Below are 17,215 nucleotides of genomic sequence, written 5' to 3' on the forward strand. Positions count from 1 at the left end.
ATTGAGTCTCACCAACCTGCTCTTGTGCGTAGGTTGCGCCCTCGCGCACTAAAAAATTTGCCGGCGCCTTGGGTACTTCATCGGAATGTCCGCCTTGATCCCTGGCAGTGAAAGATCGGGCAGGACTGTAGGAGCTCACCTTACTTTGAAGCCTGCAGGCCTGGCAGCGAAAAGACGTCGAAACAGCACGAATGGCTAATGGGTAATCACTGATGCCAAGTGCCAGATCTGACGGAGTCAGAGATATGTCAACGCATAAAATTTCGACACCCCGTAAAAAACACGATCCGGCCATTGCACCCCGTTCGGAAAGTCAGGCCCGTGACCAACATGGCGCCGCACGAACACCCACGGACCCAACAACAGGCCAGCCAGTAAACTACACACCCTATGGGTTTCGAAACGCCAATGCGAAGCCGACCGGAGCAGCGGGGTTCAATGGTGAATTTTACATTTCTGCGCTGAACGGTTACGCACTCGGAAACGGGTACCGAATATTCATCCCACGCTTGATGCGATTCATCAGCCCAGACAACCAAAGCCCTTTCCTCAAAGGCGGCATCAACGCCTATGCCTACTGCCTGAACGACCCTGTCAACGCACAAGACCCTAGCGGAAAAAACGCAATCAATACATTAGTTCAGACCGCTATCAAGATAGGCAATACTTATAGCAAACGATTCAAACCTTCCAATACGGGACACCTACTTTCTAACAACCAAGCCAAACACCTTCAAACCGAAGTCAAGGATGCCAAAAGCTTTATAAGCAAGGGTATCGTAGACATCAATATTATCAACGACAACAATAGCGCCAAAAAAATCAGCCCATCACTCATTTACAAATACACACTCATAAATGAAGGAGACGAAACGACCCTGGTAGTCTTCGGTGCCTCTACTGACGCCCTCTTGAATACTCACGCCAGCGGCGCTGAAATGTGGAATTTCAACGCCAGCAATAACGTTAGCGCTGCGGGTTATATCGCCTATGAGAAGGGGGTGTTTATTGTCGACGACTGGTCCGGCCACTATCAGCCTGAGCCCTGGCGCATGGCGCTCGTAAAAGCCTACCTGGAAGGGTTGGGCTATGAGGTGAGAACCGTGCGTCGTGGCTTTGGGTAGCGTGCGCAACGGCTGGAAGGTAATGGGCAAAGGCGAATACCTTCGTGCAATACCCCAATGCCCCGAAAAAAGGTTGCGGCGCCGACCGGGCAGGCTTATAAAAGCTCAATTTAACTTTAGGTCTAACACGTATGGCAGCAGATAACACACGGATGCTCACAGTGGGTGAAGTGGCCAAGCGCAGCGGCGTGGCGGTGTCTGCCCTGCACTTCTACGAAACCAAGGGGCTGATCGCCAGCGTCCGCACGGCAGGCAACCAGCGCCGCTATCCCTCGCTGGTGCTGCGTACCCTGGCGATCATCAAGGTAGCCCAGCGCACGGGAATTCCGCTTGAGGAAATCAAACAGGCCTTCAGCCGTTATGCCCCCAACAGCAAGCTCACGGCAGCACAATGGAGCGAGATGTCCACGGCCTGGCGCGAAGACCTGAATGCCCGCATTCGCACACTGGAGGCACTGCGCGACAGCCTGGACAACTGCATTGGCTGCGGTTGCCTGTCGCTTGAAGACTGCCCGCTGCGCAACCCCGAGGATGTGCTGGCCAAGGAAGGGACCGGGGCGCGGATCCTCGAGAAGAAGGCCCGCCAGGCTGCAGGCTTACCCTGTTCGTAACGGTCACAATGCTCGTTAAGGCCGTCTGGTTGTCTTCGAGCTTGCTTGCGGTGGAACCATTGCGACGCGCCACCACCCTAACCCTGTGCTGTTAACACTCAGTCGCTCACAGGAAGGAACAAAACCATCATGAAACGTGAACAGATCGAAGGTGTTGCTGAAAACCTCACAGGCAAGGCGCAAAGCGCCGTAGGCCGTCTGGTCGAAGACCCGGCGCTGGAGGCCGAAGGCGATGCGCGCCAGGCCGCAGGCCAATTGACCAAGACCTACGGTAACACCCTGGACACCGTGTCTTCGTTCGTCAAGGAAAAGCCCTTCGCCGCACTGGCCATCACAGCCGCCGCCACACTGGTGGTCTCTCGCCTCCTGCGCCGCTGAACAGGGCACCGCAAGCAGGGCCTGGGCCGGGTGTGCGATCCGGCCCGCGCCATCACCAGATGGCGATATCGTAGGTAAGGTACAGGCGGTTGCTGTCGCGGCCGCGAGCGAAATCCGAACGATAGACATAGTTGCGAAGTTTCACGCCCAGACCTTTCAGTGGCCCGCCCTGCACCACGTAGGCAATCTCGGCGTCACGCTCCCATTCTTTGATGCCCTCGCCACCTGAACGGCCATTGTCACCACTCAGGTAGCGCGTCATGAAGGTCAGCCCCGGCACGCCGGCGGCCGCGAAGTTGTAGGCGTAGCTGGCCATCCAGGTTTTCTCTTCCTCCTCGATGAACTTGCCGATGCCGACGTTGCTGAACGAATAAACGGTCGCACCACTGATGTATGGCAAACCGGCATCTCCATCGAGCACCTGATAACCGGCCCCCAGGGTATGGCCGGAATGCGCATACGCCACCTGGCCACTGAACATGTGGTTGTCGATACCGCCGCCGTAGGCCGCCCCGCTGTCGCGGCTTTTGAAGTAGCGCAGGTCCGTGGTCAGTACTCCGCCGGCCAACGGCAGGTCATGTTCCAGCCCGGCAAAATCCTGGCGATAGAAGTGCTCTAGCTGGCCATGGTAGACACTCAGGCGCAGTTGTTTGCTGACGGCATAGTCGGCACCGGCAAAGGTGAAGTCACCCGACTTGCCGCCCCCATGGCCATCCAGATAAATGCCGGTGCTGTTGGACGAGTCACGCTGCTTGAAGCGGTCAAGGTGCCCGGCCATCAGGGTCAGCCCGTCGATATCCGTGCTGGTCAGCTGAGTGCCCTGATAGGTCTGTGGCAGCACCCGCGCATCGTTGTAGACCAGCACCGGTGTCTTTGGCAGCAAGGTGCCGTGCTTGACCACGGTGCTGCCCAGGCGGGCTTTGGCCGTGACCCCGGCACTGGCGAACTCATTCGCCGCACGGCCATCGTCGTGCACCGGCAACAACCCGGTACCGCTGCGCCCGCGGCCGGAATCAAGGCGTACGCCCAGCAGGCCCAGAGCATCGAGCCCCACACCTAACTTACCGTGGGTGAAACCTGACTGGTAGTCGAGCAGAAAGCCTTGAGCCCATTCCACCCGTTCGCTTTTGGCCGTGGCGGCAGCGCGGGCGCTCATACCCTGCTCGTCACGGAAATTCTCGTTGAAATACACGTTGCGCAACTGCAGCTTGAGCTTGCTGTCATCGATAAAACCGGAAGCGCCGGCAACAGGTAGCCAGCCGCAAAGCAGGCCTAAGGTGGCCCCACGGAACACAGCTCGGGACATGATCGGTACTCTATTGTTGTTTTCGGAGTGAGCGTGAGTCGGGGCGCCTGGCAGCGCCCGATAATGCTTAGACGAAGAAGGACAAGGCGCCCGTGAGCAACGCCAGCGCTGTGATCACCAGCGAGGTGAGCACGGCCCATTTCACCGTGGCCTTCTGGAAGTCACCGATATCCCGGTCGACCATGCCCACCAGCAACAAGGTGGAGGCCACCAGCGGGCTCATCAGGTGCACAGGCTGCCCCAGCACCGAGGCGCGGGCAATTTCCACCGGGTCGATGCCGTACGCGGCCGCGGCATTGGCCAGGATCGGCACAACGCCGAAGTAGTACGCGTCGTTGGACAGCACGAAGGTCAGCGGCATGCTGGTCAGCGCCACCACCAGCGGGAACCAGTGGCTCCACGCTTCCGGAATCCAGTCCACCAGCGTCTGGGCCAATGCATCGACCATCTTGGTACCCGAGAAAATACCGGCAAAGATGCCCGCGGCGAACACCAGCAGCACCACGGTCATGGCGTTGCCCGAATGGGCGAGGATGCGCTCTTTCTGCAAGTCCAGCTGCGGGTAGTTGATCATCAGCGCCGCGACGAAGCCGATCATGAACAGGATGGCTGCGTGCATCAGCCCCAGCACCAGCGCGGTCATCACGGCGATCACCAGCACCAGGTTCACATAGGCAAGGCGCGGGCGCTTGTGCGGGTTGTCGCCGAGGATTTCCTTGATGTAGCAGTTGCCGCCACCAGACTCCAGGGCAATGTTGCCGATACGCCGGCGCTCGGCACGGCCCAGCAGGTAGGCGGTGAACACGACCCACGCCGCCCCACCGATGACGGTCGGCAACATCGGAATGAAGTACTCGGTCGCATCCAGGCCGAGCGCTGCAATGGCACGGGTGGCGGGACCACCCCACGGGCTCATGCCGCTCATGATGCTCAATGACAGCATCGATACGGTCGCCAGGATCATCGGGTTCATGCCGATGCGCTTGTACAGCGGCAGCATGGCGGCGCAGGTAATCATGTAGGTCGTGGTGCCGTCACCGTCCAGCGCCACCAGCAGCGATAGCAGGGCGGTGCCGATGGCGATCTTGATCGGGTCGCCATTCACCCGCTTGAGAATCTTGCGGATCAACGGGTCGAACAGGCCGGCGTCGATCATCAGGCCGAAGAACAGGATGGCGAACAGCAGCAGCGCGGCAGACGGTGCGACCATTTTCAGCCCTTCGAGCATCATCTTGCCCAGGTCTGGCGCGAAACCGCCAATAACGGCGAAAACAATCGGCACGATGGTAAGCGCGACGATAGGGGACAGGCGTTTACTCATGATCAGGTAGGTGAAGGTCACCACCATGATCAGGCCCAGAAGTGCGAGCATGGTTTGTTCTCTTGTTTTTATTGTCTGTGGCCACCTGCAGCGCAGACGGCCCCCTACCCCCCGGCAACGCATGGTGGGGGGCTGTGAAAAGCTTGAGGGTGTCGGGGCTCAGCCGTGGCGGCGCGGTTCGGCGACCCAGTCGGCTGTTTCAGCGACGGGGCTGACCACCGGCTCGCCATTCAGGCGGCTGTGCAGCGTCTGCCGGTCACAGGCGTTTTCCGACAGCGAAACCACCACCGTAGCCACTGCGTTGCTGGCAAGACTCGTCAGCGCACGGGCTTCCGACATGAAGCGGTCGACCCCGATCAACAGGGCCAGGCCGGCCAGGGGAATGTCGTGGATCACGGTGAGGGTCGAGGCCAAGGCCACGAAACCGCTGCCGGTGACACCTGCCGCGCCCTTGGAGGACAGCAACATGATCGCCAGCATGGTGACCACCTGGCCCAGGCTCAGGTCGATGTTGCAGGCCTGTGCGATGAACACGGCTGCCAACGACAGATAGATGGCAGTACCGTCCAGGTTGAACGAGTAACCAGTGGGCAGCACCAGCCCAACCACGCCTTTCTTGCACCCAAGCTTCTCGAGTTTCTCGAGCATTCGCGGCAGTACCGGCTCGGTTGAAGAAGTCCCCAGCACCACAAGGAACTCTTCGCGGAAATAGCGCAGCAGCTTCCACAGGCTGAAGCCATGGGCACGGCAGATGCCACCGAGCACCACCAGCACGAAGAACGCGCAGGCGATGTACAACGTCCCCACCAGCTTGGCCAGCGCGCCAAGGGACGTAATGCCGTACTGACCCACGGTAAATGCCAGTGCGCCAAAAGCGCCGACCGGGGCAAAGCGCATCAGGTAGCCGAAGATGCGGAACACCATGGTCGAGGCCGACTCCAGCACGTCCAGGACCGGCTTGCCTTTCTCGCCCATCGACGAAAGGGCGAACCCGCTGAGTACGGCGATGAACAGTACAGGCAAGACCTCACCCTTGTTGAAGGCACCTACGAAGGTGTCCGGGATGATGTGCATGAAGAAGTCCACCACGCTCAACTTGGCGGCCGACGCGGTGTACTGGCTCAGGCCCGCCGTGCTCAGGGTGGCAGGATCGATGTTCATGCCGGCACCTGGCTTGAACAGATAGACCGCCGCCAGTCCGATTACCAGGCTGACCACCGTCAGGCCCAGGAACAGCAGCAGGGTCTTGCTCATCAAGCGGCCCAGGGAACGCTTGTCGGTCATGCCGGCGATGCCGGTGACGATGGTGCAGAACACCACCGGCGCGATCATCATCTTGATCAGCTTGATGAACGCATCACCCAGCGGCTTGAGGGCCACGGCCTGTTGCGCCCAGAAGTGGCCGACCACCACGCCCAGCAGGACGGCGCAGAGAATCTGGAAATACAGCGATTTGGCGAGTCTCATGAGGCATCACCCATTGTTGAAATTGTGCGGATGCGCTTGTTACGAATGTGCAGGTCTGGATCGGTGCCTGGAACTACCCGGCCAACCTGCGGAATGTAGGGGCGTAGACGAAACCTGAGAAGAGCCGCCGGGCGGTTCGCACCACCGAAGCCTGGATCGTCTGGCCATCGGCTCCGCTGCGCGTCAGCGCAACATCGATGCCGCCACTGGGGTGCTCCAGGCGGACCTCGGCCAGTTGCTGTGCACCTTCGCCCAACAGGTCGGCAATCACGGTACCAGGGCTGACGCAGGCAGTCGCCAGCCCCACGGCGCCAGTGATCGCCAAGGCACGATGGCAGTTGTGCGGCATGAAATAGCGAACCTGCAGCGTGCCATCATAGCGAGGCTTGGACACCAGCACTGGCTTGGGGATGACCATGCCACTGACATCGCCCAGGCCCATGGCCTTTCCGGCCTTCAGCCGCAACGCTTCCAGGCGTTCGAGCAGCGCGCTGTCGGCGTCCAGCTGAGCCGGGGTTTCCGAGCCGCTTACCCCCAGCTGGCTGGCCTCTACCACCATCATCGGCATGGCCATGTCGATGCAGGTCACCGGCACGCCATCAATCACGTCCTGGGCCTTGCCCGTGGGGAACAGCTTGCCGGTCTTGCTGCCGACCGCGTCGAGGAAGGTCAGGTGCACCGGGGCGGCAGTGCCCGGTACTCCATCGATCGCCGTGCGGCCTTCGTAGCGCACGATACCGCCGGGCGTTTCGACCAGCGAATTGACGAAGGTGCCGGTGTTGAGGTTGCGAATGCGCACCAAGGTCTTGCCTTCCTGGCCTTTTACCAACCCCTGTTCGATGGCGAATGGCCCAACAGCACACAGCATGTTGCCGCAGTTGGGGGCGGTATCGACGCGGCGCTGTGCGACCATGACCTGCACGAACAGGTAGTCGACGTCGGCGTCGGCGTGCAGTGACGGGCTGATGATCGCCACCTTGCTGGTCTGCGGGCTGCCGCCACCGATGCCGTCGATTTCCAGCTCATGGCCAGAGCCCATGAGGTTGATCAGCAACTCGTCGCGCTCGACCACATTGGCAGGCAGGTCCCAGGCGTGGAAGAACGGCCCTTTGGAGGTACCGCCGCGCATGAGTACGCAAGGAATTCGTTGCATGATTTCGCACTCTTGTTGATCAATGGACATCATTGATGCTGTGGGCAAAAGAGTGACAGGGATGGATAAATCAATCCAATGCAAATATCGTAGTTATTATTGCGATTTAAACATCAATAAAGCACCAGGCCAGTCGAAGGTTTTTTATGGAATATGAGCTGCAAGACATCAGATCTTTCGTGAAAATCGCCGAACTTGGCAGCTTTCATGAGGCCGCCGAAGCGCTTCACCTGTCCCAGCCGGCCCTGAGCCGGCGGATCAAGAAACTGGAGGAAGGCCTGGGCACCTCGCTACTGGAACGCACCACTCGCCGGGTCAGCCTGACCAGCGTGGGCCGCGACTTTCTGCCCAAGGCCAGGCGCCTGCTGGATGACTTTGAAGACTCGATCCTCAGCATCCGCGAACTGGCCGAGCGCCAGACCGGTCAGGTTACCCTCGCCTGCATTCCTACCGCGGCGTTCTACTTCCTGCCGTCGGTGATCCGCGATTACAACGAGCAATACCCGAAAATCCGCATTCGCCTGCTGGACCTTAGCGCCAACGACGGGCTCGAAGCCGTACTGCGCGGCGAGGCCGACTTCGGCATCAACATGATGAGTGGCCAGCACCCGGACATCGAGTTTGTCTCGCTGGTGCAGGAGCACTTTGTACTGGCCTGCCGGCGTGACCACCCACTGGCGAATCGTGCCTCCGTTACCTGGACAGAGCTGGCTGATTACCGCCTGATCGGCGTCGGCCGCCTGAGTGGCAACCGCATGCTGCTGGACCATGCATTGTCCGGGCTCAACCTGCGGCCCAAGTGGTTCTACGAAGTGCAACACCTGTCCACGTCGCTGGGCATGGTCGAGGCCGGGCTGGGCGTGTCCGCCATGCCCAGCCTGGCCATGCCCAATGCCGACCACCCCACGCTGGTGAGCGTGCCGTTGATCGAGCCGCAAGTCACCCGCACGCTAGGGCTGGTGTACCGGCGCGGCGCATCGTTGTCGCCGGCTGCGGAAAAATTCGTTTCGATCCTGCTGCAGAAATGGCCAAATCGCTGAGGGAGCGGCGCGCCTGGCTTAGTCGTCCTTGCCCAGCATGTACCGGTCAAAATGCTCGATATGCTCATCGAGGTTGTCCTCGAGCATCATCCGGTACTGGTCGCAGAAGTACTTCAGAATCTCTTCCCGTGCCGCACCCAGTTCCGCGCCGCTCTTGAAGCTGCGGGCGCTCATCCAGGCACTGAAGCGCGCTGCACCGAAGGTCAGCGAGGCGCTTACCTTGCCCAGGTCTTCGAACTTTTCGATCTGCTGGTTCGCCAGTTCGATGTGCGCATCGGCACGATCGTAAAAGGCCTGGTCGGTAGCTTGGGTCATTGGGGTTCACCTTGTTGCGCAATTCGCGCGGGAGGCCAAGCCTTGCATGTCACGGCGCATACGTGCAAGGCTGAAAAAGGGATCACCCATGACGAAAAGGAAGCAAAGCACCTCATGCTTGGAATCACACGTATCCATCGCTATTTGCGCCCACTGCCTGCGAAACCGACCGCAGCCAGTGGGCGTGAACTCAAGGCCAAACGCGCCACCCGCCTCGCCTCGAAGGTTGCCAACCTTCTCTGCACCCCCCGCTCCGCTCCGCCTTACCTCTGTGTCACCCCTGAGCGTCCCGCTGTCGAACGTGTGCCTCCGACCTGACTGCCTCCTCGGCAGCTCACACACCGTACTCGCCTGTTGCAGGCGGAGTGCCTGACGCAACGACAAGGGGCAACAGCCAATGCTTTTCTTTCACGGTAAACACATTTTCAGCGCCATCTTCGATATGGATGGCACCCTCTTCGACACCGAGCGCCTGCGCTTCAAGACACTCAAGCAAGCTTCTCTGGAAATCTTCGGCAAAGCGCTGAGCGAGCAGACCCTGATTGGCTCGCTGGGCCTGAGCGCAAAGAAGGCCGAGGCCCTTGCCAAGGCGCATAACGGCGACGACTTCCCGTACGCCGAAATCCGCCAACGCGCGGATGAACTTGAACTGGAGTACGTGCGCAATCACGGCGTACCGATCAAGGCCGGCCTGCTGGAGGTGCTGGAGCGCTTGCGCAAATCAGGCCTGACCATGGCGGTGGCCACTTCCAGCCGCCGTGCCATTGCCGAGGAATACCTGATCAACGCCAACGTGCTGAAGTACTTCGACATCACCGTTTGTGGCGATGAAGTCAGCCAAGGCAAACCCCACCCCGAGATTTTCCTGAAAGCCGCCCGCGCGCTCAATTGCGAGCCAGGCCAGTGCTTCATGGTCGAGGACTCGGAAAACGGCATGCTGTCGGCGATGCGCGCCGAAGGGCAGGCGATCCTGATCGAGGACATCAAGCCGCCTGCGCCGGAAATCAAGGCGGGCGCGCTAAAAGCCTACCGCAGCATGCATGAATTTCTCGCCGACCTGAGCGAGTGCGTACCCGACCTGGGCATGCCTGCATTGAGTGAGCCGTTCCCGGCCTCGATGAACCAGTTCAGCGTGGGCATTCATGGTTTCGGCGCCATCGGCGGCGGTTACCTGACACAGGTATTTTCCCATTGGGACGGCTACACCCGACCGCGTGAAATCATTGCCGCAACCCGCTCACGCATGCTGCGCGAAAGCGTCAGCGCCTTCGGCCGCTACAGCGTGCGCTACGGTGCCACGTCATTCGACCAGACCATCGACAACGTGCGCATGATCGACATGGACGATGACGACGCCGTCATCGGCATGTACACCACTGCCGAAATCATTGGCCTGAGCCTGCCCGAGCAGGCCATCAGAAGCCAGGCCAGGGTGATCGCCCAAGGCCTGCTGCAACGCTTCGAGCGCCGAGGCCGCGAGCTGACCCTGTTGATCGTGCTGAACAAGGTTGGCGGTGCGGCGTTCGTGCGGCGTCATGTGCAAGCCGAGTTGGCATTGCTGTGCCCGCCTGCGATCAGCGAGCAGGTTTTGCAGAAGACCCATTTCGCCGAAACGGTGGTCAGCCGTATCGTGTCCAAACTGGGCAACGACGCGCTGGTACGGCAACTGCGCATCAAGTCGCAGATGTTCCAGAACAGCCTGGAAGACGAGCCTGCAAGCACCCGCAAGCCCTCGGCGCCGCTACCAGAGTACGAACGGCTGATCGGCCACTTCAGGCCCTTTGCACAGCCCAGCAGCGCCATGAGCCAGCTGCATCTGGTGCTGTTCAACAGCGAAGCCGACATGCCGCTTTACGCCGAGCGCGGCAGCGATCTGCTCGAACGCCTGCGCCAGGTGAAGACAGTCCCAGACATTGCCCAGATCCAGATCATCAAGAACCGCCTGTGGAACGGCCCGCACGCCATCGTGGCCTGGTACGCCAGCCTGCTGGGCCATGCCTGGGTCGGCCAGGGCATGGGCGATACGCGAGTGAGTGAACTGGCCGAGCGCCTGATTCGCCAGGAGGTCGCGCCTGCACTGGTGGCCGAATACCCACAGATGGCCGAGGTGGTCAGCCGCTTTGCCGAGGCATTCCTCGAGCGCTGCAAAACCTCGTTCAAAGACCCGTGCGCCCGGGTAGGCCGCGACCCCTTGCGCAAGCTGCAACGCAACGAACGCATCCTCAGCAGCATCGACCTTGCCCGCAAGCACGGTATTGCAACCCCAGCCCTGGCGTTTGGCGCCGGGCTCGCCATTCACCACGCCCTGAACTGCAGCGACAGCAAAGACCTGGAAAGCCAGGCAATCAGGCAGGTTTACCTGGATAACCAGGAAAGCGTCGAAGCCGTGCTCACCCATGCCAACAAACCGTTCCCCGGGTTGTGCCCCGTCAAGGACGCGGAACTGATCGCTGCCATCAGTGAAGGTTTCCGCCAATTGCCACAGCCGGCTTTGCGCCACGCGGTTGCTGTAGGCTCATAACCAGCCCTGGCCGGGACACTGTGGGCGCGGGTTGCGCCTGCGTCCCGGTCACCGCCATGGGCTGGCCTTGGGTACCGGCCTAAAGCACTTCGAACAGGCCTGCTGCGCCCATGCCGCCGCCCACGCACATCGTCACGACCACGTACTTCACCTTACGTCGCTTGCCCTCCAGCAAGGCATGGCCGACCATCCGCGCGCCGCTCATGCCGTAGGGGTGGCCGATAGCAATGGCACCGCCATTGACGTTCAGTTTCGCCGGGTCGATCTGCAACTGCCGGGCGCAATACAGCACCTGGCAGGCGAACGCCTCGTTCAGCTCCCATAGCCCGATATCGTCTACCGTCAGGCCCTGCTGGCGCAGTAGCTTGGGCACCGCCAACACCGGGCCGATACCCATTTCCTCGGGGGCAAGGCCAGCCACGGCGATACCGCGGTAAAGCCCCAGAGCTGCAGTGCCCGAGCGCGCCGCCAGCGCGCCCTCCATCAGCACGCAGGCACTGGCGCCATCGGACAACTGACTGGCATTGCCGGCCGTGACACAACCGCCTTCGACCACGGGCTTGAGCCCCTGCAGATCGGCCAGGGTCGTCGCCGGCCGGTTCCCTTCGTCCTGGGTCAGGCGCACCTCTTCATGGCTGACAACACCTGTCAGCTTGTCCACCACCTTCTTGCGTGCGATGACCGGCACGATTTCAGCGGCAAACAGCCCTGCCGCCTGCGCCGCCGCCGTGCGCTGCTGAGACTGCAGGGCGTAGACATCCTGCGCTTCGCGGCTTATGCCATAACGCCGGGCCACCCGTTCGGCCGTTTGCAACATCGGCATGTAGGCGTGCTCGCTCATGCGCAGCACCGCGGGGTCGTAAGCCTCACTGGCCAGCTGGTTGTGCACCTGCTGCACCAGGCTGATCTGCTCCTGGCCTGCGCCAATGGTCACCTGCATGCCATCAACCATGATCTGCTTCGCCGCCGTGGCAATGGCCATCAGGCCTGAAGCGCACTGGCGGTCGACGGTCTGACCGCTGACCGATTGGGGCAGGCCGGCGGCCAGCGCCGACAGCCGCCCCGGGTTGATCGCGGCAGTGCCGCTCTGCATGGCAGTCCCCAGCACCAGGTCATCGACCTGTGCCGGTTCGATGCCGGCACGTTCTACTGCGGCGCGGATAGCGACAGCCGTCATGCTGGGGGTTTTCAGGTCGTTGAAGGCGCCACGCATGGCTTTGCCGATAGGGGTGCGAGCAGTGGCGACGATCACGGCGTCTTTCATGATGGCTGTTCCTCAGGGGATAGGGGCTGCAGTTCGCTCAACACGTGCCGCAGGCAGTCCGGCACCGGCACCGGGCGCCGCCCTTCGCGGTCGACGAATACATGGACGAAGCGGCCGGTGGCGCAGGCCAATGGCTGACCGGCAAGGAACACGGCCAACTGATAGTGCACCGAGGTGTTGCCCAACCGGCTCACCGCAAGGCCCACTTCGACGTCATGCGGGAAGGCCACCGGCGCCTGGTAGTCGCAGGCGGAGCTGACCACCAGCGCGATCACCCTCCCCTGGTCGATATCCAACCCGCCCTGCCGCACCAGCAGGCGGTTCACGGCGCTGTCGAAAAAGCTGTAATAAACCACATTGTTCACGTGGCCATAGACATCGTTGTCGTGCCACCGGGTGGTGATGGGCGTGAAGTGCCGATAGTGTTCACGTTGCCGGAGGTGGCTCATCAGTAGGCTGCCTCATAGATGGCCAGCGCATCGGTCTGGGTGACTTCACGCGGGTTATTGACCAAAAGGCGTTGCTGTTGCATCGCGTCTTCGGCCAGCTGGCCAAGCCGATGACGTGGTATATCGGCGTCGCGCAGGCGGTCCGGTAACCCGCAGCGGCTGCTCAGCGCGGCCAGCTCGGCCACGAATTGTTCTGCCTGCTGGCGTTGATCGCCGGGCTGCAAACGGGCCCCCAGCAGCGGCACGGCCAGTTCGGCGTAGTCCACTGCCGCCACCGGCAGGTTGAAGCGCAGCACATGCGGCAACACCAGCGCGTTGGCCAGGCCATGGGGAACATGAAAGTGCCCACCCAGCGGATAGGCCAGGGCATGCACCGCCGCCACCGGTGCATTGGCAAAGGCCTGGCCGGCCAGGCAAGCCCCCAGCAGCATGGCCTGGCGGGCCTGCAGGTTGCCGCCGTTGTGCACAGCCTGGTCAAGGTTATCCGCCAGCAGCCGCAGCGCCTCACGGGCCAGCAGGCTGGACAGCGGGTTACGCTTGAGGCGGCTGGTATAGGCTTCGATGGCATGCACCATGGCGTCGATACCGGTAGCAGCAGTCACCGCCGCTGGCAGGCCGAGGGTGCAGACGGCGTCGAGCACTGCCAGGTCTGGCAACAGCAGCGGCGAAACAATGCCCATCTTGGTGGTGGCACCGGTGGTGACGATGGCGATCGGCGTCACCTCCGAACCGGTACCTGCCGTGGTGGGCACCTGGATCAACGGCAGCCGGCGGCCCTTGGCCTTGTCGATGCCGTACAGCTCGGCGATGGGCTGCGAACAGTCGCGGTGGGCCAGCAGCGCAACCAGCTTGGCCACATCCATCGAGCTGCCGCCGCCGAACCCCACCACCAGGTCGGCACCGATATGCCGGGCGCGCTGGACGGCCGCCAGCACGCATGCCTCGCTGGGGTCGGCCGTAACCTCACTGAAGATCGCCACGCCGACCTTGGTTGCCGTGAACCCCGGCAGCAGGTCATCGAGCATGCCTAGGCGGGCGATACCCGGGTCACTGACGATCAATACACGCTTGGCACCGCGCTCACGGCACAGGCCTGCAAGGCGCTGCACCGCGCCGGGTTCGCAGAGGATCTGCGCAGTGGTGGCAAAGCTGAAAGGCTGCATCGCACTCTCCTTGTTCGTGTGGTTTGCCGTGCGCTAGAACGCGAAATCGCTCGCCGGTAGCGCCATCAGGCAATCCGCGCCACCCAGCAGGGCCTCGCGGTGAGCAGTGGCGCGGGGCAGGATCCGCCGCCAGTAGAACGTTGCGGCGTCAAGCTTGGCCCTGTAGAAGGCTGTTTCCGCGCTGCCGGCGGCAAGCGTTGCTTGAGCGCGCACAGCCGCTTGCAACCACATCGCCGCCAACAGCACGTAGGCCGAGTAGGCAAGAAAATCAACCGACACTGCTCCTGACTCCTGAGGGTCGCGTTGACAGGCCTCGACCACATGGCCGGACAAGGCGCGCCACTCCTCCAAACGTTGCCCCACGGCGGTCGCCATGGCCTGCAGGCCGCCGAGCGCATTGGCAGCCCTGACGTGCAGCGCCATTTCGTCGATCAGCAGATTGAGCTCGGCCCCGCCGTCCCCCAGGACCTTGCGGCGTATCAGGTCGAGGGCCTGTATGCCGTTGGTGCCTTCATAAAGCTGGGTGATGCGGCTATCGCGCATCAACTGCTCCATGCCCCACTCGCGGATGTAGCCGTGGCCGCCATACACCTGCACCCCAAGGCTGGCGACCTCCTGACCGACGTCGGTGAAGAACGCCTTGACGATAGGGATCAGCAACGCCGCCCGCCGGGCTGCCGCCTGGCGCGCCGGTGCACTTTTCGCAGCGTGCTCCAGGTCCAGTTGCCGAGCGGTGTAGATGCCCAGCATGCGACAACCCTCGGTAAGGGTCTTCTGGGTCAGCAGCATGCGCCGCACGTCTGGATGGACGATAATCGGATCGGCAGGCTTTTCCGTTGCCACCGGCCCGGCAAGCGAGCGCGACTGCAGACGCTCCCGGGCATAGGCCAGCCCCCCCTGAAAAGCGGCCTCGGCAATACCAAGCCCCTGCAGGCCGACCTGGAAGCGGGCATCGTTCATCATGGTGAACATGCAGGCCAGGCCCTGGTTGGCCTCCCCCACCAGCCAGCCTTGGGCACCGTCGAAATTCATCACGCAGGTCGAGGCACCCTTGATGCCCATCTTGTGTTCCAGCGCCCCGCAGCCCAGCGCGTTGCGCTCGCCACCGGGCAGCAGCTTGGGCACCAGGAACAGGCTGATGCCCCTGACACCGGCCGGCGCATCAGGCAGGCGCGCGAGTACCAGATGAACGATGTTGTCGGTCAGGTCGTGCTCGCCACCACTGATGAATATCTTGCTGCCGGTAATGCGGTAGCTGCCGTCCGCTTCCGGCTGGGCGCGGGTACGCAGCAACGCCAGGTCGGTGCCGGCCTGCGGCTCGGTCAGGCACATGGTGCCGGCCCACTCGCCACTGACCATCCGGCTCAGGTAGGCCTGCTTGAGTGCTTCGCTGCCATGGCGATGCAACGCCAGGACCGCGCCCTCGGTCAGGCCGGAGTAGATGCGGAACGACAACGACGCCGCCATCAGCATTTCATGGAAGCTGGCCGATGCCATCTGCGGCAATCCCTGGCCACCATAGGCCTGCGGCCCGGTCATACTGGCCCAGCCATGCTCGACGTATTGCCGATAGGCGTCCCGCATGCCGTCCGGGGTGGTGACCTCGCCGCCCACCCACTGGCAGCCCTGTTCGTCACTGTTGCGATTGAGCGGTGCGATGATTTGGCCAGTGAAACGTGCGGCCTCCTCAAGGATGCCGTCGAGGGTGTCGCGGTCCAGTTCGATACCTAGTTGCTGGCAATGTCCGCTCAGGTCGAACAGTTCATGCAGCACGAAACGCATGTCGCGAAGGGGCGCCTGGTAGTTCATGCCTGAACCTCCCCACGCGGTTCGAAACGCTTGCCACCAGCCACAAGTGAGTAGAGCAGCCCTGCCGGGCGCCAATGCTCGCCAAGCACGCCCTGCAGGTATTCCAGCCGGGCCAGGATGAACGGCGCCCCCTGCTCGTCGGCCCAGCGCATGGGCCCGCCAGTGGCAGCCGGGAAGCCATAGCCGTGGAGCCAGACTTGGTCGATGTCGCCGCTGCTGGCGGCGATACCTTCCTGGAGAACCTTCGCCCCTTCGTTGACCAGTGCCAGCAGGCAGCGCTCGAGGATTTCCTCGGCACTGATGCCCCGGCGTCGGTAGCCAAGTTTCTGGGATACCTGCAGCACCAGGGCGTCGACCTGCGGGTCATGCTCGGCCTGTCGGCTGCCGGGCGCATAGCGGTAATAGCCTTGCCCGGTCTTCTGCCCGAGACGACCGAGCTCGCACAGCGTGTTATCGACCTGCACCAGCGGGTCGTGCATGCCTTGCCCGGCCAACTGCCGGGTGCGCCACTCCAGGTCGATGCCCACCACGTCGTACATGCGGAACGGCCCCATGGCGAAGCCGAACTGCTGCAGCACCGCATCCACCTGATGTGGCAACGCCCCTTCAAGCAACAACTTGCGCGCTTCGCCCACATAGCTGCGCAACATGCGATTGCCAATGAACCCAGGGCAGTTGCCTGCCACTATCGCCACCTTGCCCATGCGCTCGCCCAGCGCGCGTGCAGCGTCGAGCACTTTCTGATCGGTGTGTGTCCCACGCACGATTTCGAGCAGCTTCATGACATGCGCAGGGCTGAAGAAATGCAGCCCCAGGACCTGGGACGGCCGCTGGGTGACGGCGGCAATCGCGTCGATGTCCAGCGCTGAGGTGTTGCTGGCCAGGATCGCACGTGGCTTGAGGTGTGCATCCAGTGCACGGAAGATTTCCTGCTTGAGCGCCAGGTTTTCATACACCGCTTCAATCACCAGGTCGGCCTCCGCCAACGCCGGATAGCCGTCCACGACCTGCACACGCGCCAGGCAGGCGTCGGCCTGGGCCTGGGTGATGCGCTGCTTGTCCACCTGCTGGGCCCAGGCTTGGCTGACCATGCCCAGCCCGGCTTCGAGCGCTGCCGCGTTGCAGTCCAGCCACAGCACCGACAGCCCGGCGTTGGCCAGGCTGATGACGATGCCGCGGCCCATGGTGCCTGCACCTATCACAGCCACCTGATTGATCGGGAAGGGAGTATTCACGCGCAACGCTCCTGCTTTCTTGTAGGTATGAGGACTGTGATCACCCTAAGCAGGCCGAA

General features: G+C 62.2%; 15 protein-coding genes. 5 read left to right on the forward strand and 10 right to left on the reverse strand.

Annotation, left to right across the window (positions count from 1 at the left end; genetic code table 11):
- Positions 1-245: 245 nt before the first annotated feature.
- The 3 genes from ACF8EF_RS10540 to ACF8EF_RS10550 all read left to right on the forward strand — a co-directional run bounded on the left by ACF8EF_RS10540 (position 246) and on the right by ACF8EF_RS10550 (position 2,113).
- Positions 246-1,124, forward strand: coding sequence for an RHS repeat-associated core domain-containing protein (locus ACF8EF_RS10540; RefSeq protein WP_392460990.1), 879 nt, complete (start codon positions 246-248; stop codon positions 1,122-1,124).
- Positions 1,125-1,255: 131 nt separating this feature from the next.
- Complete coding sequence (gene soxR / locus ACF8EF_RS10545; protein WP_176684452.1) at positions 1,256-1,735, forward strand: redox-sensitive transcriptional activator SoxR; 480 nt, start codon at positions 1,256-1,258, stop codon at positions 1,733-1,735.
- Between the two features lie 129 nt (positions 1,736-1,864).
- Positions 1,865-2,113 (forward strand): CsbD family protein, encoded by a 249-nt coding sequence (locus ACF8EF_RS10550; RefSeq protein ID WP_176684453.1) that lies wholly within the window; start codon positions 1,865-1,867, stop codon positions 2,111-2,113.
- Between the two features lie 52 nt (positions 2,114-2,165).
- On the opposite strand, the gene ACF8EF_RS10555 is transcribed toward ACF8EF_RS10550, so the two are convergent.
- The 4 genes from ACF8EF_RS10555 to ACF8EF_RS10570 all read right to left on the reverse strand — a co-directional run bounded on the left by ACF8EF_RS10555 (position 2,166) and on the right by ACF8EF_RS10570 (position 7,360).
- Complete coding sequence (locus ACF8EF_RS10555) at positions 2,166-3,419, reverse strand: OprD family porin (protein WP_392460991.1); 1,254 nt, start codon at positions 3,417-3,419, stop codon at positions 2,166-2,168.
- A gap of 67 nt (positions 3,420-3,486) precedes the next feature.
- A complete protein-coding gene (locus ACF8EF_RS10560) occupies positions 3,487-4,791 on the reverse strand; it encodes a CitMHS family transporter (protein WP_176684455.1) in 1,305 nt (434 codons plus the stop codon).
- A 108-nt stretch (positions 4,792-4,899) separates the two neighbouring features.
- Positions 4,900-6,207 (reverse strand): dicarboxylate/amino acid:cation symporter, encoded by a 1,308-nt coding sequence (locus ACF8EF_RS10565; RefSeq protein ID WP_176684456.1) that lies wholly within the window; start codon positions 6,205-6,207, stop codon positions 4,900-4,902.
- Between the two features lie 73 nt (positions 6,208-6,280).
- On the reverse strand, positions 6,281-7,360 hold the full coding sequence (locus tag ACF8EF_RS10570; protein ID WP_076403476.1) for a 4-oxalomesaconate tautomerase: 1,080 nt from the start codon (positions 7,358-7,360) through the stop codon (positions 6,281-6,283).
- Between the two features lie 146 nt (positions 7,361-7,506).
- Here ACF8EF_RS10570 and ACF8EF_RS10575 point away from each other — a divergent pair, with 146 nt between their 5' ends.
- On the forward strand, positions 7,507-8,400 hold the full coding sequence (locus tag ACF8EF_RS10575; RefSeq protein WP_003247268.1) for a LysR family transcriptional regulator: 894 nt from the start codon (positions 7,507-7,509) through the stop codon (positions 8,398-8,400).
- A gap of 18 nt (positions 8,401-8,418) precedes the next feature.
- Here ACF8EF_RS10575 and ACF8EF_RS10580 read toward each other — a convergent pair whose 3' ends face one another.
- Entirely contained in the window at positions 8,419-8,715 is a 297-nt protein-coding gene (locus ACF8EF_RS10580; RefSeq protein WP_176684457.1) for a DUF3144 domain-containing protein, read from the reverse strand.
- Between the two features lie 397 nt (positions 8,716-9,112).
- Here ACF8EF_RS10580 and mtlD point away from each other — a divergent pair, with 397 nt between their 5' ends.
- Positions 9,113-11,236 carry a bifunctional mannitol-1-phosphate dehydrogenase/phosphatase gene (mtlD, locus tag ACF8EF_RS10585; protein ID WP_176684458.1) on the forward strand — a complete coding sequence of 708 codons (2,124 nt, stop codon included), beginning with the start codon at positions 9,113-9,115 and terminating at the stop codon, positions 11,234-11,236.
- Between the two features lie 79 nt (positions 11,237-11,315).
- Here mtlD and ACF8EF_RS10590 read toward each other — a convergent pair whose 3' ends face one another.
- The 5 genes from ACF8EF_RS10590 to ACF8EF_RS10610 are packed head-to-tail and all read right to left on the reverse strand — an operon-like array spanning position 11,316 to position 17,156.
- Positions 11,316-12,500 carry an acetyl-CoA C-acyltransferase gene (locus ACF8EF_RS10590; RefSeq protein ID WP_176684459.1) on the reverse strand — a complete coding sequence of 395 codons (1,185 nt, stop codon included), beginning with the start codon at positions 12,498-12,500 and terminating at the stop codon, positions 11,316-11,318.
- Positions 12,497-12,949: a thioesterase family protein gene (locus ACF8EF_RS10595; protein WP_176684460.1), complete on the reverse strand. Its 453-nt coding sequence runs from the start codon at positions 12,947-12,949 to the stop codon at positions 12,497-12,499. The genes ACF8EF_RS10590 and ACF8EF_RS10595 overlap by 4 nt, the downstream gene beginning before the upstream one ends.
- On the reverse strand, positions 12,949-14,112 hold the full coding sequence (locus ACF8EF_RS10600) for an iron-containing alcohol dehydrogenase (RefSeq protein ID WP_176684461.1): 1,164 nt from the start codon (positions 14,110-14,112) through the stop codon (positions 12,949-12,951). The genes ACF8EF_RS10595 and ACF8EF_RS10600 overlap by 1 nt, the downstream gene beginning before the upstream one ends.
- A 33-nt stretch (positions 14,113-14,145) precedes the next feature.
- Positions 14,146-15,921 carry an acyl-CoA dehydrogenase C-terminal domain-containing protein gene (locus ACF8EF_RS10605; RefSeq protein WP_392460992.1) on the reverse strand — a complete coding sequence of 592 codons (1,776 nt, stop codon included), beginning with the start codon at positions 15,919-15,921 and terminating at the stop codon, positions 14,146-14,148.
- Entirely contained in the window at positions 15,918-17,156 is a 1,239-nt protein-coding gene (locus ACF8EF_RS10610; RefSeq protein WP_392460993.1) for a 3-hydroxyacyl-CoA dehydrogenase NAD-binding domain-containing protein, read from the reverse strand. The genes ACF8EF_RS10605 and ACF8EF_RS10610 overlap by 4 nt, the downstream gene beginning before the upstream one ends.
- Between the last annotated feature and the right edge of the window lie 59 nt (positions 17,157-17,215).

The sequence above is a fragment of the Pseudomonas sp. zjy_15 genome (assembly GCF_043101865.1).
Taxonomy (GTDB): domain Bacteria; phylum Pseudomonadota; class Gammaproteobacteria; order Pseudomonadales; family Pseudomonadaceae; genus Aquipseudomonas; species Aquipseudomonas putida_Y.